Source organism: Marinobacterium sp. xm-g-59 (assembly GCF_013283315.1).
Classification (GTDB): Bacteria; Pseudomonadota; Gammaproteobacteria; order Pseudomonadales; family Balneatricaceae; genus Marinobacterium_E.
This window is the reverse complement of sequence record NZ_WBYR01000008.1, coordinates 1-26,313: the sequence shown is the minus strand read 5'-3', so window position 1 is coordinate 26,313 and position 26,313 is coordinate 1. Positions and strand designations below refer to the sequence as shown.

Here is a 26,313-nt window from a genome sequence, read left to right as displayed (position 1 = left end):
TTTCATTATGCCAGAAATGGACTACTCTTAAATGAGGATAAATCCCTTTTCTATCGGAAGTTATAAATGCAGTTCTCTCTTGGTAGCAATTTATTCATCAATGCCTTTTTACGATTATTAATCGTGCTGTTAGTCCCAATAGGGCTATACAGTTACACGATTATTGAGACCGAGACAGCGCGTTATGACAGTGAGCGTCAAGTCACTGATGACCTGCTTGAATCCGTTGGGGTCGTCCTTCAAGAGGATCTTGATTTTCTATCACAAGATTTAGAGACCTTGATCAACTCCGAAGAGATCATAGAGTACACCAATAACCCCAGCGAAGAGGCCAGGCAAGGTGTTGAAAATTACTTCGCGCTTCTTTCAACGGTCAGTCGACGTTACGATCAGGTTCGAATCCTCTCCAATCTTGGGTATGAAACCGTTCGAGTGAACTACTCTTCAGGCGAGGCTGTCATCACTCCCACTGAATTTCTGCAAGACAAATCAAACCGTTACTATTTTTCCGAAGTGTTAAACCTAGGTCCGAATGAGAGTTATGCATCACAGCTTGACCTGAATGTTGAGAATGGTCAGATAGAACAGCCTCATAAACCGATGATTCGTTTAAGTCATAAACTGATAAACGATGCTGGCGATCTGGTAGGTGTGCTAATACTGAACTATCTAGCAGAGAACATTCTGCATGAGATGGATGTTGCAGCAACGCTCCCAGGGATTATTGAGTTGGTTGATGATGAGGGCTACTGGATCTTTGATGAGACAGGTCAATTTAATTGGAGTCGCCAACTCGGCGGGCAAAGCAGTTTTGCCGATACTCACCAGGCGATCTGGTACTCACTCAAAGCCACTAACGATAACCAGGTCAATAAAATAGAGGAAGCCTCAGTGGTAAGGCTTCAATACCCTCGTTCTATCGGAAGTCTTGTCGTTGAATCGCCTCGATCACTTTATCTTATCTCCGAGTTTGAGCCCCTCAACCTTCCGAAGCTGGTACAAATGGAGTTGCTTCAACCCATTCCCATTGGCGTTGGACTAACCTTAGCGTTATTGAGCCTGTTATGGAGCCGTGCGGCCGTTAAAGAGTTGATTGCAGAAAATACTTTAAAAGAAGAGTCTGCGATACGTGAAAAGATCATTAGTAACTCACTGATCCCGACCATTTTGATCACTGATAAAGGACTGATTGTTGAGTTTAACCAGGCGGCCGAAAAACTCTTTGGCTATACACACTCAGAGGTGCTCAATCAAAATGTCAAAATGCTGATGCCGGATCCAATGAGGTCACATCACGATGGCTATTTAGACAGCTATAAAAGAACCGGCGTTAAACATGTAGTCGAAAGCTCTCGAAAAAGTTTTGCACTGACGAAAGAGGGTCAGACCTTCCCAGTCGAAATTGCCGTGACTCAGATCTGGATTGGTGAGAAACCCTATTTTGTCGGTAACCTGCGTGATTTGACGACAGAGTATGAACTGGAAAGCCAAGCTCAAGTCTATCGAGAAGAGCTAGAGCAAGCGGTAGAACAGCGCACAATGGAATTGGCTGCAACGAACGAAGAGCTGATCAGTCGTTCGCAAGAGGCGGAAAGGCTCCCCGCGGTTAAAAGTGAATTTTTAACCAATATGAGTCACGAAATTCGCACACCTCTAAACTCAATCATTGCCATGTCACAGATGCTGCAGCGCAAAGGCAGTGAGTTAGATGCTGAACATATTGGTGCTCGATTAATGGCCGCAGGACAATCCCTACTTGCGGTGATTAATGACATTTTGGACTACTCAAAACTGGGCGTTCATAAGCTGGATTTATCGCCCAGTACTTTTGATTTAGAAAAATTGGTCAACAACCTATCAGCGATCATGCACAGCGCTGCACTGAATAAACCGCAGGTTGAGTTGGTGATCAACAATGCCACCCATCTGGAAAATCTGGTAGTAGGTGATGAAGTGCGCATTCAACAGGTCTTAGTGAATCTTATCGGCAATGCGATTAAGTTTACTGAGTCGGGCTACGTCAAATTAGAGATCATTACGCTCAGTAAAACGGCCGATTCTGTTGAGCTGCTTTTCTCGGTCAAAGACAGCGGTATTGGCATCGCCGAAGAGAATTTAAATCTGATATTCGAAGCCTTCGAACAGGGCGAAGCAAGCACCCATTCAAAATTTGGGGGGAGTGGTTTAGGGCTCTCAATCAGTCAATCACTCCTTAACTTGATGGGATCTACACTGAAAGTTGAGAGTCAGCAGGGTAAGGGCAGTACTTTCTCATTTATGCTAACCATGCCTTTGGGTGATGCGTCCGTTTGACACCAGAGCAGCTCATTGGATGTATTAATTGCAGACGATCATGAGGTGGCGCGTGAAGCGATTCGATCCATTGTCGACTCGATTGGTTGGCACTCTGAAGTGGTCAATGGTGGCGCTATGGTCATTGATAAAGTGATCAAGGGTTCAGAAATTAAAGACATTATCCTGTTAGATTGGGATATGCCTGATGTGGATGGATTAACGGTTGCGAAGCAGTTGAAAACTCATTTGCCTAGCGATAAAACGCCGATCATCGTCATGGTGACTGCTTACGGAATGGATCAAGTTAAAAGCTCATCTGACAGTCAATACGTGGATCTTATTCTCGAAAAACCGATCACAGCATCAGATCTGTACGATGCCTATCAAAAAACAATTCAACCGAACGCAATTCAATACAAAGATCATGCGGCCCACTCATTGCAGGACATCCGACTGTTGGTGGTAGATGATAATGAGTTTAACCGTGAGGTGGCGGTTCTCTCGTTTGAATCAGAAGGGGCAAGTGTTATTACCCTTAATGATGGGCAAGAGGCGGTAAATTGGCTGAAAAATCATGCTTCTGAGGTCGATCTTATTTTAATGGATGTGCAGATGCCCATCATGGATGGTTATCAAGCAACAGAGACGATACGCAAAGAGTTGAAACTGGATATTCCAATAGTGGCTTTGACTGCGGTCGCTTTTGAACAGCATAAGCAGGCAGCTCTGGAGTCCGGAATGAACGACTTTATCGCCAAACCTTTTGATATTGATAGGTCGATCGAAGTCATCAATAAATGGGTATCAACTGTAACCAAGGTCGATGAGCTTTCAATAGAGGCTGCAAACATCTCTACAGAACAATCAAACAATGCTGAAGAGTTTGATTCCGAATTTTTCAATCGAGAGCAGGCACTCTCATACTGGAAAACAGAGTCCAAACTGAAGAGCTATTTGGTTAGGTTTAAATCGGAATATCAATCGGTTGATGAACAGCTTAAAACACTGGACCCTGTTGCAGCTGAACAGTTAGCACACAAGTTAAAAGGGGCGTCAGCGGTGTTGGGTTTACCAGCAATCAGTCACAAGGCTAAAGCGTTGATGGATGTCTACAACTCACCAAGTCTTGGAGATGTTGATCTATTAATCGACGAACTTAAGACGATACTCGATGAAACTTGGCGTTTCATTGATCAGTATACCCAGTAACTCTCAACCCATTCCTAAGGTACAATCGTCGCTACGAATTAAACGATCCGGTGGCGATTGTGCCTTAGTTACAGGGATGAAATCTTGGAAAAACTCAAATTAGAACCGACCAAGCACACACTGTTTGAAGATCTGCAAGCCATAGTGACGGGTACCCTTGCTGTAGCCATGGGTGTTCTTTTTCTTAAAGAGGCGGGTTTATTAACAGGGGGAACCACGGGGTTAGCAATCTTAATTCACTACTCAACCGGTTTTAATTTTGGGTTGACCCTGTTCCTAACCAACTTGCCATTTTACCTGCTGGCCATCGCTCAGATGGGGTGGGCTTTCACCTTAAAAACCATGCTCTCTGTTGCACTGGTCTCTTTACTGACAGAACTGATTCCAAACTGGTTGGTGATAGAGGGAATCGATCCTCTGTTTGCCAGTATCGGTGGCGGCCTCCTAATTGGGATTGGTCTTCTAATTGTCTTCAGACATCAAGCGAGTTTGGGTGGATTGAATGTTCTCGTGCTCTTCATTCAAGAACGCTACGGTATTCGTGCTGGCAAATTACAGATGGTGCTGGATTCACTGATCGTGATTGCTGGTTTGTGGTTAGTCACCCCATGGCTTTTGGTCGTATCTGTACTCGGCGCCATCGTATTGAATTTCGTCCTGACCACCAATCATAAACCGGGCCGCTACACAGGTTTCTAGGAGTCATAATGAATCGCCGTTGTCCTGTCTGCCAAACGTCCCTAAGAGGACCAGAATACTCACGAAAGCGCCAATCCTACCTAACGGCGTTCGACTGTCCATCCTGCGAAACCCCATTGAAGCTGGCCAATGATGTTTACTTATGGGTGTTGTTAGCCTTTCAAGTTCTGCCAATCTCTTTATTGTCAGAGCAGATAGAAGAGACACGCTTAGCAGAAACCCTAATGACCGGCTCAGGTCTTTTGACTCTGATTGGAGTGATTGGCGTTGTTGTTCGATTTCGTTACGTGAAAGCCTGAAGTGCTTGGGTTGGTATAAGATAGTGACACGAGAAATTCGAAATCGTTCTTCAAGAACTAAGGTGGCTGTTGTGCTGTTTAGTGCGTTGATGTCTGCACTGATCAGTTTTGAACTTGCCTATAGATTTTACTTAGACATTGAAACAGAGAGAGCGATAGCGGCGGGTCAACAGAGTGCTTCAAATCTTGAGCACATTCTAGGCCAGCACTCCCCACTGGTGTTTGCGGTCTCTATAGATCAGCGCTCACGTGATGCCATGAAAAGCAGTGACACTGAATCGGTCAGTCGATGGCTCAAGCAGTTAGCCGAAAAAGCTGAGCTAGAAACACTCTATTTAATGGATGTTAATGGTCAAACAGTAGCAGCTTCAAACTTTGATAAGGTGGGAAGCTTTGTAGGGCAAAACTATGGTTTTCGCCCTTACTTTTCCGAAGCGATTGCAGGCAATATGGGTACTTTTTTTGCTATCGGAGTCACGACAGGTAACCCAGGATACTTCTTATCCCTACCAATAGAGGAGGGTGGTCACGTCGTTGGTGTAGTGACTGCTAAGGTGGGTGTTTCTGATTTTGAAACGCTTTGGAACGGAGAGTTTTTGGAAGGGTTTATTACCACCGAGGATGATGTTGTTATTTTGACCAGTGATACTAGCTGGCTCTATAAATCGGTCTCTTCATTATCAAGTTCACAATTGCAGTTGATTAAAATGAAACGTCAGTTTGCTGACCGAGAGATTACTTCACTACCGGCTCTGTTCTCTGACGGCTTTGCTCAGATCAATGAAAGAGAGTGGATACATCTCTCTTATCCACTAGAGCAAACGGGTTGGACTTTGCATACACTCAGGCCAACGGCTTTGGCTCAATCACAAGCAACGCTTGCTGCTTTTATCGTGACCAGTGTTGCTTTGAGTCTAATATCGCTCTTCCTAGCATTTCGAACCAAGCGTGTTCGACAACAGTTATTCCTCAGTGAGCAGACACGAAACGAGTTGGTTAGTGTGAATAATCTTTTAGAGTCAGAAATCAATGAGCGTAAACAAGCGCAAACTGCATTAGCTAGAGCTCAATCTCGATTGATTCAGACGGGACGAATGGCTGCGTTGGGTCAGCTTTCAGCATCTGTAATACATGAACTCGGTCAACCGCTCTCTATGCTAAAAAACTACCTGGTTGCAGCTGAAATCAATGCTAGGAGTGATACCGATAAGGTGTTAATTTCTCAATTACACGCCGTATCGGATCGTATGCAATCGACGACAGATGAGCTACGTAACTTCTCACGTCCAGATACTACACCAGCAGTAGAGGTTGATCTGGTTAAGGTCATTTCCAGTGCTCTACAACTCACCCAAAATGTGATTAATAAATTAGAGGCTAGAGTTGAGCTGAAGTTACCGCAGAGGGCGGTGATAGAAGAGGGGCGCAGCCAGCGTCTTGAACAGGTCGTTATAAATTTAATCACAAATGCCTGCCGTGCAATGTCGAGTGTCGATCAGCCTACTATCGAAATAGAACTGGTGATGATGGGTGAGAATTGGCAGTTAAGAGTGTCGGATAATGGCTTGGGATTTGGCGGTAAAGACCCTAAAGTACTGTTCGAAGCATTCTATACTACGGCTACAAAAGGTAATGGACTGGGATTGGGGTTGGCAATTAGTGCAGCCATTGTTTCCGAACACCATGGCAAGATTTGGGCTAATGAGTCGAAATCGGGTGGTGCGGAATTTTTTGTCGAATTGCCACAAAAAGCATAGGAATCTGTCGAATGTCTGATATGAGAGTGTTGATTATCGATGATGAAGAGGATGTAAGGGCCTCGTTGGCACTTCTGCTTAAGAGCTCTGGGTGGCATGTTACACAACTCAGTAATGCCCAAAACCTTCTTCATGACATTAAACAGATTGAGCCTAATCTGGTCATTAGTGATGTCAGAATGCCAGGTGTTAGTGGTTTGGATGCCTTCCTAGCACTGGACAGGGAGGAGAGTAATCCACCTTTTATTTTTGTCTCTGCCCATGGTGATATCGATATGGCTGTTGAAGCTATGTCAGCTGGCGCCTATACCTTCCTTGAAAAGCCTTATGACCCTAAGCGCCTATTGCTAGCAGCTCGCCATGCCGGACAGCAATTTAAATTGTCCCTGCAAAATAAACAGCTCAAAGACAAAGTCGAACAACTCTCTAAAATCGAAAATATTTTACTTGGACAAAGCGATCAGATGATTCATTTGCGACAGCAGATACATGAATATGCTTTGGCTGATAATCCAATCATGTTGTTGGGTCAAACAGGCACCGGTAAAGAGCTAGCTGCTCGTGCTATTCACTCACTTTCTGATCGTTCCGATGGGCCATTCATCTCAGTCAATTGTGCTGTCATTGATAGTGATAGGTTTTCGGCGCTTATGTTTGGTGATGGTGATCAGCCGGGCTATGTGGAACTGGCTGAAGGGGGGACTCTCTTCTTAGATGAGGTTGTGGAACTCTCGCAGCTGCATCAGGCTCAGTTACTCCATCTTATAGAGCACAATGGTTATCAAAAGTTTGGCAGTACTAAAACAGAAGCAGCCGACATTCGAATACTCTCTGCGACAAATCTGCACCACACCGAGCTTGAGTCGAACCTTAGGTCAGATCTGCTTTACCGTTTAAATGGTTTGACCATTAATCTACCAGCCCTGACTGAACATCTAGAAGATGTTCCGATGCTTTTTCAATATTTTACGTCCAAGTTTTCAGATGCCTATAACTCGCAACTGGAGCCCCTGAGCAGTTCTGATATTAGCTGGTTAATGAGCCACTCTTGGCCTGGAAATGTCAGAGAGTTGATGCATCTTGCTGAACGAAGGGTGTTGATCTCTCGTGAGAATACGAAGTCAGTGGCCGATGCGGCAAATATCAAAGATCCCGCTTTGAAAAGTAATACCAAGTTAAGGCCTGCACTGGCCAATTTTGAAAGGGCGTTGATCGAGAGAGTGTTGCGCGATTGTGAGGGTCGAATGGATGAGGTGGCTGAGGTGCTAGGGATCGGCCGTCGTACACTCAATGAAAAAATCGTGAAGTTGGGGTTGGACAAAGACCAAGTGCTTGGTGCTGGCGGAAATCCGCAGGCTTAATCCATTTCATTGGCAATTTTCTTCATAGTGCTGTTTTTGTGACTAGGTTAATGTCTTCTTCGTGTTATTTTTTAATCAAAACCGGAGAAAACAATGCAAAAGAAACTGGTTACTGCAATTGCCCTGACAATGGGTGCAACGCTATCACTTGAAGCCTTTGCGACTGAATGGAATGTCAGTCTTTGGGGTAAGCGCCGCGCCTTCACTGAGCATGTCGAAAAACTGGCGGAGTTGGTTGAACAGAAAACCGATGGTCAGTTCAAACTGAATCTTTCCTATGGTGGTCTATCCAAGAACAAAGAGAACCTTGATGGTATCTCTATTGGTGCTTTCGAAATGGCGCAGTTCTGTGCCGGTTACCACCCAGACAAAAACCCATCAATTACAGTAATGGAACTTCCATTCCTAGGTGTCAGTTCGCTTCGCCAAGAGGCTGACATCTCTATGGCTGTCTACAACCATCCAGCCGCCAAGAAAGATCTAGATCGCTGGAATGCTACGCTTCTAATGCCATCTCCACTGCCGCAGTACAATATCCTTGGTAAAGGCGAAGCGCCAAGTACGCTTAAAGACTTTGAGGGCCTAGCCGTGCGTGCAACAGGTGGTATCGGTGCTGCGATGCGTGAAGTAGGTGCGGTTCCAAGTTCTATGTCGGCTTCTGAAGTTCGTCAGGCATTGGATAGCGGTGTCATCTCTGCAGCCTCTTTTGCTCCTCACGCTCACATGTCATTCGGTACAGTGGAAGTGGGTGAGTGGTGGACGACCAACCTAAACCCAGGATCAGTAAACTGTCCTGTTGTTGTCAATTCAGACGCACTTGCGGATCTGTCTGAAGAACACCGTGAAGCGCTTCTCAGCTCTGTTGACGAGTCACTGGATCACTACATCAGCTTCTATGAGAATAAAACGATGGCACGTTGGTGGCCAACGCTTGAAGAGCGTGGCATCAAGCAAGTTAGCTTCTCAGATGATGCTCTTGCTGCCTTCCGTGAGCGCGTAGCGGCGCCTGCTGCAAAAGCTTGGTTAGCTGACATGCAAGCCAAAGGTGTTGATGGTCAAGCGTTGCTTGATCTTGTTGAATCTGAATTAGCTAAGTAATTAGCGGTTCGCAGGGGGCTTTTGCCCCCTTTTTTTATTGTTGGAGAGAGTATGTCTGGTAGCGCTTCCGTTTTAACAGATAACTCACTGCTCAGTCGAATCGACCAGCGTCTTTACAAACTAGAGACGGGGTTGGCTCTTTTGGGCGGTTTTACCGTGTTGGGTCTGATCATTCTAGCGGTTGTGTCCGTTGCAGGGCGTAACCTGTTTAGCCAGCCCATACCGGGTTACATTGACTGGATTGAACAGTTCATGCCTCTGATTGCCTTTATGGGTATTGCATACACTCAACGTGATGGCGGCCATATACGCATGGATATGCTGGTTAATCAGTTGAAAGGTCGGGTTTTGTGGTTCGTAGAAGCCTTAACGACTCTCATTATCCTTCTGTTAGTTATTTTATTGATTTGGGGTTCATGGTCCCATTTTGAACGCAGTTTCGATTTCTCTGCGCCTCTTTGGTCTAGGGATTCTACGATCGATATAGGCTTGCCTCTTTGGCCCGCTAAGTTACTAGCCCCCATTGCGCTCTCTGTGCTCTCTATTCGTTTGGTACTGCAAATATGGGGTTTTGCTAGAGCCTTCGTTTTAAATCAAACCTCTCCCGTCGCTGTGCCTTTGACTGAAGATATTGAAACACAGGCTCGCAAAGAGGCGGATCAGCTAGAAGAGATGGGAGGTCAATGAGATGACCAGTATTGAGATTGGTATCGTCGTTACCGGAGGTTTGTTGCTCGCTGTCGTTTTTGGCATGCGTGTTGCCTTTGCTTCAGCCGTTGCAGGTATGATTGGTTTGATTTGGATCTTTTGGGCGAAAAAGTCGTTTGACCCAGAGGACTTCACTTGGGCGTTAGGTGTGGCCGCTAAGACAGCAGGGCAGGTGCCTCACTCTAAAATCTCCAGTCAGGCGCTTTCCCTTATACCGACCTTTATTTTGATAGGTTATTTAGCCTATTACGCGGGTTTGACAAAGTCGTTGTTTGAAGCTGCAAAGCGTTGGGTAGGTTGGATGCCTGGTGGTATGGCCGTTGCAACGGTGTTTTCAACGGCGGGTTTCTCTGCGGTATCGGGAGCCAGTGTGGCAACCTCAGCTGTCTTTTCCCGTATAGCCATCCCCGAGATGTTAAAGCTGGGTTATGACAAGCGCTTTGCTGCAGGTGTCGTTGCAGCCGGCGGTACTTTGGCTTCGTTAATTCCGCCCAGTGCGATTTTGGTTATCTATGCCATCATTGTTGAGCAGGATGTTGGACAGCTGCTGTTAGCCGGCTTTTTGCCGGGCGCGGTCTCTGCACTGATCTATGTGGCTCTGATTGTTGGTATGGCTCTTTTGATTCCTAAACTCGGTCCACCGATTAAAGGTTACAGTTGGAAGGAGAAACTTAAATCGCTACCACCTGCACTGCCGATTGTTGCAGTCGTTGCGGTGATTATTCTTTTCACCTACAACCCATTTGGTGAATCTTTGGGTACCCCGACTGAGGGCGGTGCGATTGGTGCTTTTATTGTGTTGGTGATGGCGATTGCTAATGGCATGACCTTTAAACAATTGACCAAAGCGATCTTAGATACAGCCAAACTCTCGGTCATGATGTTCACCATTATCTGGGGTGTGTTGATCTACGTTCGATTCCTAGGTTTTGCTGACCTCCCTTCGGCGTTCTCTGATTGGATTAATTCACTCGATCAGTCACCTTTCCTAACCTTGGCGCTGATTCTGTTGGCTTATGCGGTATTGGGTATGTTTATGGACGCGATTGGCATGATGTTGCTAACGTTGCCTATCGTCTATCCAACTGTCATGGCACTGAACGGTGGTGAGGCCGTATCAGCAGCAGACAGTGTGTTTGGTATGTCAGGGCCAATGTGCGCGATCTGGTTTGGCATATTGGTGGTTAAGATGGCGGAGTTCTGTTTGATTACACCACCAATAGGCCTCAACTGCTTTGTCGTTGCCGGAGTTAGGGATGACTTGAGCGTACAGGATGTCTTCAGAGGGGTAACACCTTTCTTCATAGCGGACGCCTTTACGATTGCCGTTCTGTTTATGTTTCCATCCATTGTACTTTGGTTACCTTCTTTGGCAGCCGGTTAAGCAAAGTGCCCCATTATAAGAGCCGCATCCGCGGCTCTTTTTATTTTTATTACGTAATTTATTTAATTTTTTCTTGTTAGATAGATGGTTCCACTCTAAAATGTAATTAAATTACATATAAGAACGCCTTTAGGTGCAGAGGAGTGGGAAGTGGTACATCCTAAGTTAGCTGAAGTTACTGAACGTATAGTTGAAAGAAGCCGTGCTTCACGTGCTGACTACGTCGCTCGTATGGAAGCCGCAAAAAGCTCTAAAGTAACTCGCTCTACACTCGCTTGTGGCAACCTTGCTCATGGCTTTGCCGCCTGTGGTGAGCAAGATAAAAACACCCTAAAGATGATGGAGAGTGCCAACGTCGGCATTATCTCTGCTTACAACGACATGGTTTCGGCGCATCAGCCTTTCCAGCACTTTCCTGAACTGATTAAACAAGCGGTCAATGGCATGGGTGGCGTTGCACAGGTGGCGGGTGCTGTGCCTGCAATGTGTGATGGTGTGACTCAGGGTCAAGATGGCATGGAGTTGAGTCTATTCAGTCGCGATACCATCGCCATGGCTACCGCGGTTGGTCTATCGCACAACATGTTTGATGCTGCCCTTTGCTTAGGGGTGTGTGACAAGATTGTACCGGGTCTGTTGATTGGTGCGCTTAGCTTTGGGCATCTTCCTGTTATTTTTGTACCGGCAGGTCCTATGCCGAGTGGTTTGCCTAACAAAGAGAAAGCGCGTATTCGTCAGGAGTATGCAGAGGGTAAGGTAGGTCGAGATGCGTTGTTGCAGTGTGAATCAGACTCTTACCACAGTGCGGGCACCTGTACATTCTATGGTACAGCGAACTCAAACCAGCTATTGATGGAGGCGATGGGTCTTCATCTGCCGGGTTCATCATTCATCAACCCTTACACACCGCTCCGTGACGAGTTGACGAAAGCCGCTGCTGAACAGGTCTGTCGTATTACCTCTTTGGGTTCTGATTACCGTCCGCTCTATCAGGTGATCGATGAGAAGGCGATTGTAAACGGTATTGTGGCACTACTGGCTACCGGTGGATCTACCAACCACACCATGCACATCATTGCGATGGCTCGTGCAGCCGGTGTCATTGTGAACTGGGACGATATGTCTGATCTATCTGATGTAGTGCCTCTATTAACCCGTATCTATCCCAACGGCTCTGCTGATATCAACCACTTCCAAGCGGCCGGTGGCATGTCTCTTCTATTCCGTGAGCTGCTTAGTGCAGGTCTGTTGCACGAGGATGTTCTGACAGTGACGGGTAATGGCCTAAAAGACTACACCCAAGAGCCTTTCCTAGAAGAGGGTAAATTGGTTTGGCGATCAGGCCCTGAAGCCTCTTTGGATGCAGAGGTTATCTCAACTGCAAAAGCGCCGTTCTCCAATAACGGTGGGGTTAAAGTGATGCGCGGTAACCTTGGTCGCTCAGTGATTAAGGTTTCGGCAGTACCGACAGAGAATTACGTCGTGGAAGCGCCTGCTGTGGTGCTTCACGAGCAGGATGATCTTAAAGCCCTCTATGAAGCGGGTGAGCTCAATAAAGATTGTGTAGTGGTTGTTCGCTTCCAGGGGCCTGCGGCTATCGGTATGCCTGAACTGCACAAGCTGACGCCCTTCTTAGGATCTCTGCAAGACAAGGGGTACAAGGTTGCTCTGGTGACAGATGGCCGCATGTCAGGTGCATCTGGCAAGATTCCAGCGGCGATTCACCTAACACCAGAAGCTCTGCACGGTGGTGCTATTGCTAAGATCCAAGACGGTGACCTGATTCGTCTTGATGCGCATACCGGTGAGCTGACGCTGCTGGTTGATGAGGCTGAGTTGGCGGCACGTGAATGCGCGACTCAGGATCTATCGGCCCACCAGTTCGGTATGGGGCGTGAGATGTTTGCAGGCATGCGTTCTCTAGTATCAGGTGCGGAAGAGGGTGCCTCTATCTTCTTCGGAACTAAACAGTAAAAGGATTTCGAATAATGAGCATTAATGTTGATGCGTTGTTAACCACCTCTCCGGTCATGCCCGTTCTTGTCATTGAACGCGTGGAAGATGCTGTGCCCTTGGCAGAAGCATTAAAAGCGGGTGGTTTAAAGGTTCTTGAAGTGACTTTGCGCACCGATTCAGCGATTGAAGTGATCAAAGAGATTGCTGACAAAGTCGACGATGTCATTGTCGGTGCGGGCACGGTGACTAAACCGGAAGAGTTTCAACAGGTTCAAGAGGCTGGCGGCATGTTTGCCATTAGCCCTGGTGCAACTGATGCTCTGTTTAAGGCGGGCTTGGAATCTGATATGCCCTACCTACCAGCAATCAGCTCGGTTGCCGAGATGATGCGTGGTATGGAATTTGGTTTTGAGGCGTTCAAGTTCTTCCCAGCGGAAGCTGCGGGTGGGCCTAAGATGCTTAAAGCGATTTCGGGTCCATTCCCACAGGTTCGTTTCTGCCCAACGGGTGGCATTAATGAAAACAACTTTACCGATTACTTGAGCCTGCCCAGCGTTAACGTGGTTGGCGGTTCATGGGTAGTACCAACCGATCTGATCGATGCAAAAGATTGGGACGGTATTACCAAACTAGCTTCAGACGCAGTGGCTAAGGCCTCTGCACTGTAGACCTCCTGTTTCCTAAAGGTCGTGGAAACTGAGTGCATCTGCACTCCTTTCGCCGCCCCATCCCGGGCGGCTTTTTTATGTCCAGGACGGACGGTATCCTGCGAGCGCAGGACGCGCAGGAGCAGGGCATGTCCAGGACGGACGGTATCCTGCGGTTCCACGGATGGAAAGGAGCAGGCGTTGGAGCCTTATCGAAGATGAGGCGATCTAAGGTGACAGGCCTTCAGCCTGTCATCCGCGGGTCAACTTTATAGTCTATCTGGAAAACGCGGAAAGAGTGGATGTCAGGCTAAAGCCAGACACCAGTTCCGTTAGCAACTATCTTATGAAGAGCATCGCGGCCTTTGCAATACCGCTCCTACGCTGCGTAAATCCCTTGCCTTAGGGTAAAACTTTCACCCGGTTCGATGCGGACCTTATCTTCCATCGCATTGGCCGCTTCAATACATAAAAAGCCACGGTAGTGCTCGGCGCCTATATCCGCCATATTGTTAGCCGTCTCTTTTCCTGGGTTCCAAACCACTGTGGTACCGCTGTTCTGTTTGTAGATTCGTGTTTCTAGGTTCTTGTCATTCAAGATCAGGCAATTTGAATCGTCAAAATAGACTCTATCCGTTGGCTCTGTTAGATCGACTGAATCTCGATCTTCCGTTGCACGTACGAAATCTTTTAGCTTATCGGCATAGTCCACTCCCTTCAGACCCGCAATGCTGGCATTGTCTAGATCAGAGATAGGGAGGTAGGTATGCAGTGCCTGTGTGATCTCTATCGGTTGATTGCCAAGATTGGTAGTAATCAGTTCAACGCTGAGTTTATCGGTCAGAGTGACCTTTATCGCTAGGCTGCAGTCGTATGGGAATAGGGGATTGGCAACGCTGTTCTCAAGTCCGAGCATGACAGAGGCAAACTCCTCGTGATCTTGAGCATCAACCAGAGTCCAAGTTGACGTGCGCGCAAAGCCGTGTGCAGATCTACTCTCATCGCTTGGGTGTGCACCAAACCAAGGCCAACAGACTGGGATGCCACCGCGTATCGACTTGCCCGCCTCTAAGTTGGCTTTAGGGCTCATCCAGAGCCGCTCCTCGCCATTGGATTGATAGCTTAGTATGTGCCCTCCTGAAAGGGAGATGATGGCAACGTCACTCTTGAAAGTCAGTTGAACAGCGTCTAGCTGCTCTTTGAAACGGGTAATATCGATGCTCATATTGGATTACGTATAAAAATTACAAAAAAGTTAACAGTCTGTTAAGTGTATCAGTTTCAAGGAAAATAGTAGGTTTTACTGCTCTAATCACCAAAATGAAAGGGGTATAGTGCATTTAAATATAAAATTAGCTCATCACTTTTGTAGATCATTTGCTACAAAATGTACTAAAATTACATAAATTTTTTACATTTACTCTTTCCACCTCCAAAGGAGTGTAGCTCATGAACGATGCAATGCATCAAGCCTGTGATTTTGTTCTGTTCGGTGCCAAGGGTGACCTGGCAATGCGTAAGCTATTTCCTGCGCTATTCCAGCTCGACAAAGCGAAGCTACTGAACCCTGAGTCTAAGATCATCGGCGTTGCACGTGCGGATTGGGACCAGGCTGCCTTTGTTGAAGCGGTGGAAGCGACACTGGTTCGATTTTTAGCGCCTGGTGAGATGAGCTCTGAAGAGTGGCAACGTTTCTCAGCGCGTCTTGATTACGTTCAGGTCGATATGACCTCCGCCGATGATTTCAAGAAGATCAAAGCTAAACTTGATGACAGTCGAATCATGGTTAACTACCTTGCAACACCGCCTGCTGTGTTTGGTGACATCTGTAAAAACCTCAGCAGTGCAGAGTTAATCAATGAGACGACGCGTATCGTATTGGAAAAGCCGATTGGTCACGATTTGGCGAGCTCTAAGGTGATCAACGATACGGTTGCTCAATACTTTAATGAGAACCGTATCTACCGCATTGACCACTACCTAGGTAAAGATACGGTTCAAAACCTTATTGCCCTGCGCTTTGCCAACAACCTGTTTGGTTCACAGTGGAACAACTCGGCAATCGATCACGTTCAGATTACGGTTTCTGAAACCGTTGGTCTTGAAGGGCGTTGGAGTTACTACGACAAAGTGGGGCAGATGCGTGATATGGTTCAAAACCACCTGTTGCAACTTCTCTGTATGGTCGCAATGAACCCGCCGAGCAAACTGGATGCAGACTCGATTCGCGATGAGAAAGTCAGAATTCTGAAAGCCCTTCACCCAATTAACTCTTCCAATGTCAATAAACGTGCCGTTCGTGGTCAGTACACAGCCGGGTCTATCGGTGGTCAAGCGGTGGTTGGCTATGGTGAAGAGGAGGGCAGTGCTGCGACTAAGTCCAACACTGAAACCTTTGTCTCTCTACGAGTCAATGTCGATAACTGGCGTTGGGCCGGCGTACCCTTCTACCTGCGTACCGGTAAACGTATGCCGCAAAAGATGACCGAGATCGTGGTGGTTTATAAAAATAACCCACACTTTATTTTTGATCCTAAGCAGCGTGACATCGTCAACAATCGTCTGGTTATTCGTCTTCAGCCAGATGAGGGGATTCGTCTTCACGTGGTCACTAAACAGCTGGGCATGCACCAAGGCATGGATCTACAAAACCGTGCGCTCAACCTGGACTTCAGCGAAAGTGATCCTAACCAACGAACTCCGGATGCTTACGAGCGTCTGCTTCTAGAATCGATGGTCGGTGATCAGTCACTGTTCGTTCGTCGTGATGAGATTGAAGCCTCTTGGACTTGGTGTGACGAGTTGATTCAGGCATGGAAAGATGTCGGTGACGAAGTGAAACCTTACAACGCCGGTACCTGGGGACCTATTGGTTCAATCGCTCTGATCGAGCGTGATGGTCGTTCTTGGCACGAGTGAGGTTTAATGATGTCCAATATGTTTCAATTTGATACACGAGAGTCACTTGAATGTCGTTTAACGGAAGAGATAGTCGCGCTATTAAAAGCCGGAATTGAAGAGCGTGGCCGTGCGACACTGGTCCTATCGGGTGGTCGGACACCGGCGGCACTATTCCAATCGCTCTCTGTCCAAGAGCTAGATTGGTCTAAGGTTTGGATTACTCTGGCTGATGAGCGTTGGGTTCCCGATACCCATGAAGACAGCAATGCTCTATCTGTAAAAACACACTTGCTACAGAATCGAGCGGCGGCTGCGCATTTTATTCCTCACTTTAATGACGCTGAGTATCCCTGTTCTGGTCAAACCAAGCTAGAAGAGGTTCTGAGTGAACTTCCAAAAGAGTTTGATGCCGTGATTTTAGGCATGGGCGAGGATGGTCATACCGCATCATTCTTTCCCAATGCACCAGAGCTAACGGCAGCGTTAAACCCTTATGGTTTTAAAGCCTGTATGGGTGTGACTCCGCCCGTCGCTCCCCATTTGCGTATGACATTGACCTTGCAAAGGTTGTTGCACGCTAAACGTATCTTTATTCACCTTTGTGGCGATTCAAAACTGCCGGTACTTGAGCAAGCGATGGGTGAGGGCGACACCGAAGAGATGCCTGTGCGCGCTGTTCTACGCCAAAGCAAAACCCCTGTCGATATCTACTGGGCTCCCTAACCCGACAGCATGTTGGAGCGGTCTTGAAAGGCCGCGATGCTCTTTAAAATCGCCTCATCTGCGATAAGGCTCCAACATGGTTAGCTGCTTGCTGTTGGAGCGGTCTTGAAAAGGCCGCGATGCACTTCAAACCAATCGCCTCATCTAAGATAAGGCTCCAACAACTACAAAAACTCGCGTCCGTGTGGCGCCATCAGATCAAACTCTGGACCGTAGGAGATGATGCCATGCGGATTTATAGTCGGGTGGCTGCGGTAGTAGTGGTGTCTGATATGATCAAGGTCACAGGTCTCTGCTACTCCGAGCTGCTGGTAGATGTCACGCATATAGTTCGATAGTGCCGGGTACTCTGCGATTCGTTTACGGTCACACTTAAAGTGTTGAACATATACTGGGTCAAAGCGAATCAAAGTCGTGAAGAGTCTGATATCAGCCTCGGTTAACTGATGACCCACTAAGTAACGACGAGTGGTTAGCCTCTCTTCCAGTCTGTCCAGATGCTTAAAGAGATTCACCACCGCTTCATCGTAAGCTTCTTGAGTCGTTGCAAAGCCTGCTTTATAGACACCATTGTTAACGGGTTCGTAGATGAACTCATTCCACTGATCAATCTCCGCTTGGAGCGATTCAGGGTAGAGATCCAGATCATTTGCGCCAATCTCGTTAAAACCTGAGTTGAGCATACGAATAATTTCTGAGGACTCATTGCTAACAATGGTCTGATTCTGTTTATCCCAAAGTACTGGAACTGTTACCCGACCGGTGTACTCTGGATCGCACTGGGTATAGATCTGGTGCATAAACTGCTTCTGATTGACACGATCACTGGTTGCAGCTGGAAAGTCTGAATCAAAAGTCCAGCCTTGCTCAAGCATCAAGGGGTGCACCACATCAAATGAGATCTGGTCTTGTAGACCCTTGAGTGCTCTGACGATTAGAGTTCGGTGTGCCCAGGGGCAGGCTAATGAGACATAGAGGTGGTATCGACCCGGTTCAGCTTTAAAACCTGCATCACCCGTTGGGCCTTCGGCACCATCAGGGGTAACCCAGTTTCGATATTGCGCCTCTGTTCGAATAAATTTTCCATTGGATGATTTAGTGTCATACCACTGATCATACCACTGACCGTCGATTAGAAGTCCCATTGAGTGATTGCCTGTTTAATCATTAATCTTATTAAGCACTACGACAAAGAGCTCCAACCTGTTTAATGGTCCGCAAAGAAACTCTTAATTATAAGAAAGATAGATTGATATAAAATGCTCTTCTAGGCAACTAATGGTTGATCCGGCTCTCTAGGCTTATTAAGCTGTCTTTTTTGTTTGGATCTAAGGAGTTACGTGATGAGACGCCCCCTAATTATGGGTAACTGGAAAATGAATGGATCGTTGATGACCAACGAATCTCTATTGACTGGTTTGGCCGATCAGGTCGCTTCTCTAAAAGGTGTTGATATCGCGGTCTGTCCATCCTTCATTTATATTCCTCAAGCACTGGAGTTAACCGCCGACACCGCCATAAAAGTGGGTGCGCAAAACCTAAGTGATCAAGAGAAAGGCGCTTTCACCGGTGAAGTGAGTGGTGAAATGATCCGTGATCTTGGCTGTGCTTATGTACTGACGGGGCACTCTGAGCGTCGCTCTCTCTATGGTGAAACCAGTCAATTGGTGGCAGAAAAAACGCTTAAAGCACTAGAGCTCGGCCTTGTACCGGTTCTCTGTATCGGTGAAACACTGGAAGAGCGTCAATCGGGTCAAATGAATGCTGTATTAGAAGAGCAGGTCAATGCGGTTGTCGATCTATGTGGTGCAGACACTTTTGCACAAATTGTGATTGCCTATGAGCCAGTCTGGGCGATTGGTACCGGCGAAACTGCGACACCACAACAAGCTCAGGATGCTCATGCCTTTGTTCGCAGTTTGATAGCCAAACACAACACTGATATCGCTGATCGCGTGACCATTCTTTACGGTGGTAGCATGAACGACAAAAATGCTGCAGAGCTACTTGCTATGGCTGACGTTGACGGTGGATTGGTCGGTGGTGCATCCCTTAAAGCTGACAGCTTCGCGACGATCTGTCGAGCCGCTGCAAACTGATCACATAAACCCTTATCAGGGTCTGGCCTTCAGCCTGACCCTCACTCCATGGGAAATCGCCTCATCTACGATAAGGCCCCAACCACTCAATCCAATGGGTTCCTAAATGATTAAACCACTCCTCGCTATTTTAACCTTAGCAATAACATCTCTGGTTCAAGCTGATGAGTTACAGGTCATAGAGGTGGCTCCAAATACCTATTCTATTGTGGGGCCGCTGACCGATCGATCTCCCGAAAATTTCGGAAACAATGCCACCTTTGGTTTTGTAGTCTCTGACCAGGGGGTTCTGTTGATTGACTCAGGTGGTAGCTGGAGAGGGGCTGAGAAAATCGAAGCTACGATCAAAACAGTCACCGATCAACCGGTCATTAAAGTGATTAATACCGGTGGCCAAGATCACCGCTGGTTTGGCAACGACTATTTTGCGCAACAGGGCGCTGAATTGATCAGTAGCACTGCGACCCAAACCGATCAGAGGGCTCGTGAAGCTCAGCAGGTCATGCGAATTACTAACTTGATTGGTGACGCCTATCAAGGCACAAAACCTGTCTACGCCAATACGCTTTTAGACTCAGAGAGTACCCTCACACTGGGTGATCGATCGGTTCAGTTTATTCCGGTCGGTCATACTCATACTCCGGGTGAAAACTTTGTCTGGTTACCTGAAGTATCCGCTCTCTATACAGGCGATACGGTGTTTGTTGATCGGATGCTTGGTGTGGCCTCCCAATCACAACATCTAACCTGGATAGAGGCGTTTGAGGTGATTGAGTTGTTAAATCCTAAGGTGATTGTTCCGGGCCATGGAGCACCAACAACCTTGGAAAAAGCTAAGGCTGATACCCTTGATTACCTCAGGTTTCTGCGTGAACAAGTGGGTGAGTTGATTGAAGAGGGTGGTGATATGCAGAGTGTGTCATCCATTGACCAGAGTGCATTCAGTTATTTGAACGTCTACGAAGAGATCCACGGGCGCAATGCACAGCGTGTCTTTGAAGAGATGGAGTGGGAGTGACGCTTTAAAACTCCCATTTCAAATTCAGTAGTGTGGTTAAATCGCCCTGTTCGGTGTTCACCCCTTGAGTATTCGATAGTGCTTGAGCGACAGATAAGTCGAATTGAAGTGACTCATGGACTCTATAGCTGGAGGCGACGCCCCAATCATAAGCAGATATTCGGTTATGGGACTCCAATGGGCTACCATTGATGTCGGTATTGTTGCTGCGTCTCTCCAGTTTTGCCCAGTCGATAAAACCACCAAATCGCCATTGATCGTTCAGCCGTTTAATAATATCTACACGAACCAGCGCGCCTTGATCGACAATCAACTCGTCAGCACTGAAACCCCGAAGTCCCTGAGACCCGCCTGCAATTAATCGTTGACTGTCATCTAAGTTGTTAGGGCTCATTTGGCCTTGTAAATGGGTCAATACTTGCCAGTTATCGGCTAACCGTTTTCGATAGGTTAAGAATCCACTGAATGTTTTGAATGCACCCGCAGTATTAGCATTTGCTAGGTCATGACCGCGGTTGGGTGAGCCCTCAAGGTCAGTGTTACCCAAGGTGGTTTGAAGTCGATACGTGAGCCTATCTTTGTGTAAGGCGCGGTTTCCATCGAGCGTCAGTCTCAATGTGTTTACTTCGTAATCGCTGTCTGTCAGTGAAGAGTTGTTGATTATTGAGCTCTCCTCAAGCAAGCGTTGTTCTGCGATGCCTGATAGGAATAGATTGCTGCCAAGGGTTCTAATCAGTGGGTGACGAACGCCTAAAGAGTAGGAGATTGATTGATGTCGTTTGCTGTCTGTATCGGCCGAAAGCCTTCCTGCTTGCAGGTCTAACGTCGTTCCTCGAAGCCCAATGGGCCCTCTATAAGCCATACTAAGAAATTGAGACTGGGTACTATTAATGGCGTTCAGGTAGCCAGCACCACCCCGTTGAAATGGGCTAGATAGCATCGATGTTAAAACGGCTTGCTCTTCACCCGTTCCATTCAGACCCTGGTTGTTTAGATCAATGGATCCAGAGAATCTGTCACTGTTTTCTATCCAGAGTTCTAGCTCCTGATCCCCGTCATCGTTTGCTTGCAGTCCGCCTGATACGCTGATGCCATGCATATCTATGGTCAGTAACTGCTGACGCTCTCGTTCAGAGAGTATCAGCGGTGCCCCTTCAGACCCTGGAAGAGAGGCGACTGCTTCGACACGCTCAAGTGAGACATTAAAATGATCTTCAAAACCATGATCTAGTATTGCCCCGACAAAATTTGACTCGTGTATCTCAAAAACAATCGTTCCGTTTTTAGCATCCTGTGGAGGGATGCGCGCCATAGCCGCAATGTCATGTTGACGATAGGTGTCGGTGATCAGATCCGTCAGCTCAAGCAGTTGCTTAGGGGTGAACGCTCTCTCCTCAAAGGGCGAGAATGCTTGATGCAGATACTTGATATCGATGCTGCTTACGCCGGTAAACTCAAACCCTTTGACGTACAAGCTGGGATCACCTGAGGTAGCATCTGGCAACTTAAAACGACGACGATCTACCTCACCGACAGAGGGTAGGTAGATGGTTGGAAATTGACTCTGAAATTGATTCAACATGACACCGGTGGTGACATCGGCGAATAATGCTTGCGAAGATAAAGAGCAACTTAGTCCCAGTGTGATAAGAGGTATCAGTGAGTGATAACGCGGTTGTCTAATCTGAAATGGAAACATCAAATAGCCTCTCCGCATTTTCGTAAGCAATTTTTTTAGCCACCTCTGAAGGCAGTGTACTTAACCAATCTCGTGTATCCAGAGTGTAAAGCGGCATCTTCTGCCACTGATCCAGGTTGAATGTATCAGCTCCTAAGGTGAATCGATTAGGGTTAGCCAGTAGAGCCTTTTCCCACTCAGGGTTGAAGCCTCCCCAGGTAACAATCTCTGGTCTAAAGGATAGATCAGCCCAGAGGTTTGGGTATTGATCAAATAGTCCAGCCAGATCACTAGGGGCTTCAAACCCAGCGTGTGCCCAGAGTACCTTAGCCTCGGGCCACTGCAGAAAGATCTGTTGCATCGCCTGACGATCGCCATGCAGGTGCAACACTAAGTTGTACTCTTTGGCTAAAGCCACTAACCGTTTTGACACGGGTGTCTGCATCTCATCGCCAAACGCATGAAACTCACCAATGGCGAAGTAATGGTTCTGTTTGAGCTGTGTCTCTAAATATTCAGTGACCGACTCATCATGCATCCAGGTTCTTAATTCACCACTTTTTCGAAAGGGGCGAAGTGCTGGCAGCACAAGATCAGGCGCCAAGCTCTTTAATCGTTGAGTGTTGTCATCACCGCTGCTTGAAACAAGGGCCTTCTGGATATCGTACTGACGAAGAAGAGAGACGACTCTCCGATCATCAAATTCATCCTGTGTTTTATCGTTGTGGTGAACGTGCGTATCGAAAATAGGAATATTAGAAGCCCAGCTAGTTAGGCTTAAAGTCATCAGTAAGGGTGCAAAGAGAGATTTCATTTCAGCATTTACGTCGATAGTTGTTAGCCAGATTGTTCTATTAAAAAATCAATCCGCATGTGAAAACTTGGCATCGAATTTGCTTATAAACAACAAAAACCTGGCTTTGCAAATTTTTGATCTATGGTTAAGTCAGACAATAAAAATAGTTTCGAGCAGTACAGGAACTTTAAGTAACATATAAAACAGAAGGACTTTAGCAATGCTCCATGTTAATGCGTCAGAATGTTTGAAACAGTCTACGAATGCATCTCACAGATCCTTAGATGCTCACCCTATCCTTAGATCTTTAGTGCGACCTACTCTGAATGAGCGAGAATATACTCTCGCTCTAGTTGCACTGGAACATTGGATTAAAAAACATCTACCTCTCTTTTTGAATCATTCCAATGAAGCGTTAAAACAGCGTGTTTCTGAGCGTTACTCTTGGTTAATTCAAGATCTTAAGTCTCTGAATGCGTTGGATTGCATTATTGAATCTGAACCTTTTGAAACTCATCACAACTCTCTATCTGAGGTGCTAGGCGCGATTTATGTCTTTGAAGGCGCTTCATTAGGGGGGAGGGTGTTAGCACCGCTCATAGAGCGGAGTATGAATAGACATGATGTGACCCACTTTTATAACGGGTACAGAGATAACACCTTCGCGCTTTGGAAAGCGACGCAATATGAACTCGATTCTCAGCTCATTGAACCCCAGCAAATTGAGACGGCAGTTGAATCAGCTAAAAAACTATTTTTAAGCATGAGTGACTCTCTAGATATTGTCAGTCACTCATATTTTAAATTGGATGAGGTGGCAAATGGCTAGTCAAAAAAAGACCGTTAAAGTCGAGCCTGAAATTGCTACAGAATTGAATGAATCAGAGCTAAGCCAATCACGTACTGAACAGTTAAAAGTCATAGCAACATTAAGTCATGAACTACGGACGCCGCTGCATGCCATCATGGGCCTAGCTGAACTCTTGCAATCGGAACAGATGTCTCCAATGGCGAAACGGCATGTTGATAAAATAAGTGTGGCGTCGAACGGGCTTCTTGACTCACTGAACAAGGCGATCGAAGCGGCAAAAAGTGAATCGGGTGCTGTTGTCATCAATCCCGTCACAACCGATATAACGGACCTTATTGAAAGGACCGTTAAGACTTTCTCAATTGCTGCTGAGGGTAAGGGAATTGAACTCGGTTTGATGATTGATCCGAAATTATTCAGACAAAATGTTGAGGTCGATGGTGTTCACCTTCAGCAAGTTTTAAACAATTTGATCGGTAATGCGATCAAATTTACCGATAGCGGTTCGATTGAGTTTTGGGCTGCACTAAAGGGGCAGATTGGATCAGAAGTAGAGATCCATTTCTCGGTCATTGATACCGGAATTGGTATTGATCAAAAAGATATACAAAAAATTCTTTCGCCCTTTGGTCAAGTGGTTGATGTTCAAAAGGGGAGGCCGTTAGGTTCAGGGTTGGGTTTGGGCATATGTTTAGACATAGTCCAAAAAATGGGTGGAAGCCTGGTTCTGAGATCTGATTTAGGAAAGGGGACTAAGGCCTCTTTTCAATTGAGGCTACCTGTCTCTCAGTCAATAGCTGGTTCAGCGCCCCTTAAATTTAGATCAGACCCGATCGTGGCGGTTGTTGCTGATAAATCAGTTAAGTTTGAAATCATTGAGACCTTCTTAAGGGATTGGGGTGCCTCGGTCATCAGAGTCCAGTCTTTCAAACAGCTAACCAAGACAAACATTGATGCGTTGGTCGTCTCAGAGAAAATTGCGATTCAAGAGAATCATCTCTGTAGGGATTGGACGTTAAAAATCCTTGAGGGACGAATAGCGATCATTCGATCTGAGAATAGTGCTTTTCCACCAGGCTTGGTCGATCGAACGGATGAAATTTTTGAGCCTATTTTGCCAAGCCTGTTACACGACTTTTTTGCAAAAAGTGGTTTAAGTGATTCAGTTGCTCAACAGGTTAAATTAAAAGCAGAGAGCCCCCCTCAAGAGTTGATGTTGAAGGTGCTTGTTGTAGACGACAGCATGACCAATCTAATCCTTCTTAAATCACAGTTATTAAAGATCGGAAAGGTCGATGTGGTTTTGGCCAAAAATGGTGCTGAGGCTGTTGATAAAGTGGAATCAGAGAAAGACTTTCACCTAGTGTTTATGGATTTCAATATGCCGATATTAGATGGACCTGAAGCCACTAAACAACTTAGGGATAAGGGGTATGACCTTCCCATTATTGGTCTAACGGCACTGGATTCTTCATCTATTGAGCTCACCAATACGGCGCATCTATTTAACGAGATACTCAATAAACCCGCGGGAATGACTGCCATTGAAGCCGTTCTTAATAAGGTTCGCCTGAATCAATACCAACCCGTGATTAATGAAAACGAGCAAAAACATTATGTCTAACGTCGTCAAACTGAATACACAATACGATTTGAGTACCTGTGAAAAAGAACCCATTCACCTGTTGGGACGCGTACAGAGCTTTGGTTATTTTATCGCGTTCAACTCAGATTGGGGCATCATTGCCGCTTCCGAAAATGTCACAGAGCTGTTTAAGGTACCCGTGGATAAGATGCTGGGTCGAAATTTAGAGACTCTATTCGATAAGACTGAAGTGAATAGGATTAAAGCCACATTCCTCGGCATAAATGGCTCTGATCATTCTGAGAGACTCACAAACATTGATCTGTTTAAAACAGGTCAGCTATACGATCTGGCGATCCATTTATCGGGCAGCACCATAGTGGTTGAGCTTGAAAAGAGTGTTGATAGTTCTTCAGATCAACTTCAGGTCCTCAAGCAGATGATCAGAAAAGTAACAGACACTGATAATTTAGAGGATTTGCTCTCAATTTCGGCCGAACACGTCTCAACGTTAACGGGCTTTGATAGAGTCATGGTCTACCGATTCCATGGAGATGGTAGCGGAGAGGTTGTCGCTGAGCATCGCAATGCATCCGTCGATTCCTTTATGGGTCTTAGATACCCAGCATCGGACATACCACGACAAGCCAGAGCGCTTTACAAAAGAAACCTCACCCGTTTGATTGCTGATGTACATGACACGGGCGTGCCGATCCATCCGCAACACGCCACCATTGATCTTTCGATCAGTTCAACTCGTTCTGTATCGCCTGTTCACCTTGAGTATCTAAAAAACATGGGTGTTGCAGCGTCTATGTCTATTAGCATTCTTGTTGACGGTGAACTTTGGGGGTTATTCGCGTGTCACCACTATTCAAATAAATACGTATCGCTGTGTGATAGAACAATTGCAGAGCTCTATGTTGAGTCCTTGGCATTGGAGCTAAGAGTAAAGCTTAACAGCCAAAGTCACAGTGATACTGAGCTCTCCCGACAGCTGCATATGAAATTGGTGACAAGCTTAAACAATGATCTGTCACTCTTTGATAACCTTAAATCGCATGTCAATTTTATTCATAAACTCATTCCCTCCGATTCCATGGTGCTGGTGGTCGGAGGTGAATACCAAGTGGCCGGAGATCCGATTAGTTCTGAAGATATCGAGATATTGTCAAATCTGGTGTACGGCATCAGGCGGCATTCCTGTCTGATTGATCCTGTACTTGCTCACCGTCCTTGAACGGTACGTTGTTGACCACCAAGGTCAGCAGATTAAATCCTCTTATCCG

The 26,313-nt window shown here is 46.5% G+C and carries 21 protein-coding genes and 1 pseudogene; 18 read left to right on the top strand and 4 right to left on the bottom strand.

Annotated elements, in window-relative coordinates; translation table 11 throughout:
* The first annotated feature begins 66 nt into the window (after nt 1–66).
* From XMG59_RS09135 to XMG59_RS09085, 11 genes are all read left to right on the top strand, one after another.
* The gene (locus XMG59_RS09135; protein WP_173498577.1) at nt 67–2,313 is read left to right on the top strand and encodes an ATP-binding protein; all 2,247 of its coding nucleotides are present in this window, start codon (nt 67–69) and stop codon (nt 2,311–2,313) included.
* Nucleotides 2,314–2,328: 15 nt separating this feature from the next.
* Entirely contained in the window at nt 2,329–3,504 is a 1,176-nt protein-coding gene (locus XMG59_RS09130; RefSeq protein ID WP_173498576.1) for a response regulator, read from the top strand.
* Between the two features lie 84 nt (nt 3,505–3,588).
* A complete protein-coding gene (locus XMG59_RS09125; protein WP_254443755.1) occupies nt 3,589–4,203 on the top strand; it encodes a YitT family protein in 615 nt (204 codons plus the stop codon).
* A gap of 8 nt (nt 4,204–4,211) precedes the next feature.
* Nucleotides 4,212–4,502: a hypothetical protein gene (locus XMG59_RS09120; protein WP_173498575.1), complete on the top strand. Its 291-nt coding sequence runs from the start codon at nt 4,212–4,214 to the stop codon at nt 4,500–4,502.
* Between the two features lie 23 nt (nt 4,503–4,525).
* The gene (locus tag XMG59_RS12300) at nt 4,526–6,259 is read left to right on the top strand and encodes an ATP-binding protein (protein WP_173498574.1); all 1,734 of its coding nucleotides are present in this window, start codon (nt 4,526–4,528) and stop codon (nt 6,257–6,259) included.
* An 11-nt stretch (nt 6,260–6,270) separates the two neighbouring features.
* The gene (locus tag XMG59_RS09110) at nt 6,271–7,620 is read left to right on the top strand and encodes a sigma-54 dependent transcriptional regulator (protein ID WP_173498573.1); all 1,350 of its coding nucleotides are present in this window, start codon (nt 6,271–6,273) and stop codon (nt 7,618–7,620) included.
* A 93-nt stretch (nt 7,621–7,713) separates the two neighbouring features.
* Nucleotides 7,714–8,718 carry a TRAP transporter substrate-binding protein DctP gene (gene dctP / locus XMG59_RS09105; RefSeq protein WP_173489195.1) on the top strand — a complete coding sequence of 335 codons (1,005 nt, stop codon included), beginning with the start codon at nt 7,714–7,716 and terminating at the stop codon, nt 8,716–8,718.
* A 51-nt stretch (nt 8,719–8,769) separates the two neighbouring features.
* The gene (locus XMG59_RS09100) at nt 8,770–9,405 is read left to right on the top strand and encodes a TRAP transporter small permease subunit (protein ID WP_173489196.1); all 636 of its coding nucleotides are present in this window, start codon (nt 8,770–8,772) and stop codon (nt 9,403–9,405) included.
* A 1-nt stretch (nt 9,406) separates the two neighbouring features.
* Nucleotides 9,407–10,810, top strand: coding sequence for a TRAP transporter large permease (locus XMG59_RS09095; RefSeq protein ID WP_173489197.1), 1,404 nt, complete (start codon nt 9,407–9,409; stop codon nt 10,808–10,810).
* A gap of 150 nt (nt 10,811–10,960) precedes the next feature.
* The gene (edd, locus tag XMG59_RS09090) at nt 10,961–12,784 is read left to right on the top strand and encodes a phosphogluconate dehydratase (protein WP_173481072.1); all 1,824 of its coding nucleotides are present in this window, start codon (nt 10,961–10,963) and stop codon (nt 12,782–12,784) included.
* Between the two features lie 14 nt (nt 12,785–12,798).
* Nucleotides 12,799–13,434, top strand: coding sequence for a bifunctional 4-hydroxy-2-oxoglutarate aldolase/2-dehydro-3-deoxy-phosphogluconate aldolase (locus tag XMG59_RS09085; RefSeq protein WP_173481071.1), 636 nt, complete (start codon nt 12,799–12,801; stop codon nt 13,432–13,434).
* A gap of 358 nt (nt 13,435–13,792) precedes the next feature.
* On the opposite strand, the gene XMG59_RS09080 is transcribed toward XMG59_RS09085, so the two are convergent.
* Nucleotides 13,793–14,638 carry a D-hexose-6-phosphate mutarotase gene (locus tag XMG59_RS09080; RefSeq protein ID WP_173498572.1) on the bottom strand — a complete coding sequence of 282 codons (846 nt, stop codon included), beginning with the start codon at nt 14,636–14,638 and terminating at the stop codon, nt 13,793–13,795.
* Nucleotides 14,639–14,862: 224 nt separating this feature from the next.
* On the opposite strand from XMG59_RS09080, the gene zwf reads away from it, so the two are divergent.
* Entirely contained in the window at nt 14,863–16,332 is a 1,470-nt protein-coding gene (gene zwf, locus XMG59_RS09075) for a glucose-6-phosphate dehydrogenase (protein WP_173489200.1), read from the top strand.
* Nucleotides 16,333–16,350: 18 nt separating this feature from the next.
* Nucleotides 16,351–17,037, top strand: a complete 687-nt coding sequence (gene pgl, locus XMG59_RS09070; protein WP_217363723.1) for a 6-phosphogluconolactonase — start codon at nt 16,351–16,353, stop codon at nt 17,035–17,037.
* Between the two features lie 164 nt (nt 17,038–17,201).
* On the opposite strand, the gene XMG59_RS09065 is transcribed toward pgl, so the two are convergent.
* The gene (locus tag XMG59_RS09065; RefSeq protein WP_173481067.1) at nt 17,202–18,182 is read right to left on the bottom strand and encodes a glutathione S-transferase family protein; all 981 of its coding nucleotides are present in this window, start codon (nt 18,180–18,182) and stop codon (nt 17,202–17,204) included.
* A 198-nt stretch (nt 18,183–18,380) separates the two neighbouring features.
* On the opposite strand from XMG59_RS09065, the gene tpiA reads away from it, so the two are divergent.
* The gene (gene tpiA, locus XMG59_RS09060) at nt 18,381–19,136 is read left to right on the top strand and encodes a triose-phosphate isomerase (RefSeq protein ID WP_173481066.1); all 756 of its coding nucleotides are present in this window, start codon (nt 18,381–18,383) and stop codon (nt 19,134–19,136) included.
* A gap of 106 nt (nt 19,137–19,242) precedes the next feature.
* Nucleotides 19,243–20,154 (top strand): MBL fold metallo-hydrolase, encoded by a 912-nt coding sequence (locus XMG59_RS09055; protein ID WP_173484031.1) that lies wholly within the window; start codon nt 19,243–19,245, stop codon nt 20,152–20,154.
* 4 nt (nt 20,155–20,158) lie between these two features.
* Here the strand turns inward: XMG59_RS09055 and XMG59_RS09050 are convergent, their stop codons facing one another.
* Nucleotides 20,159–21,853, bottom strand: coding sequence for a ShlB/FhaC/HecB family hemolysin secretion/activation protein (locus XMG59_RS09050; RefSeq protein WP_173494484.1), 1,695 nt, complete (start codon nt 21,851–21,853; stop codon nt 20,159–20,161).
* A complete protein-coding gene (locus XMG59_RS09045) occupies nt 21,834–22,646 on the bottom strand; it encodes an amidohydrolase family protein (protein ID WP_173498570.1) in 813 nt (270 codons plus the stop codon). The genes XMG59_RS09050 and XMG59_RS09045 overlap by 20 nt, the downstream gene beginning before the upstream one ends.
* A 202-nt stretch (nt 22,647–22,848) precedes the next feature.
* On the opposite strand from XMG59_RS09045, the gene XMG59_RS09040 reads away from it, so the two are divergent.
* The 3 genes and pseudogenes from XMG59_RS09040 to XMG59_RS09030 form a co-directional block, all read left to right on the top strand.
* A complete protein-coding gene (locus XMG59_RS09040; protein WP_173484028.1) occupies nt 22,849–23,457 on the top strand; it encodes a biliverdin-producing heme oxygenase in 609 nt (202 codons plus the stop codon).
* A complete protein-coding gene (locus XMG59_RS09035) occupies nt 23,450–25,063 on the top strand; it encodes an ATP-binding protein (protein WP_173484027.1) in 1,614 nt (537 codons plus the stop codon). The genes XMG59_RS09040 and XMG59_RS09035 overlap by 8 nt, the downstream gene beginning before the upstream one ends.
* Nucleotides 25,035–25,955 (top strand): annotated as a pseudogene (locus XMG59_RS09030) (GAF domain-containing protein); the annotation flags it as partial. The gene XMG59_RS09035 and the pseudogene XMG59_RS09030, both read left to right, overlap by 29 nt.
* Nucleotides 25,956–26,313 lie beyond the last annotated feature (358 nt).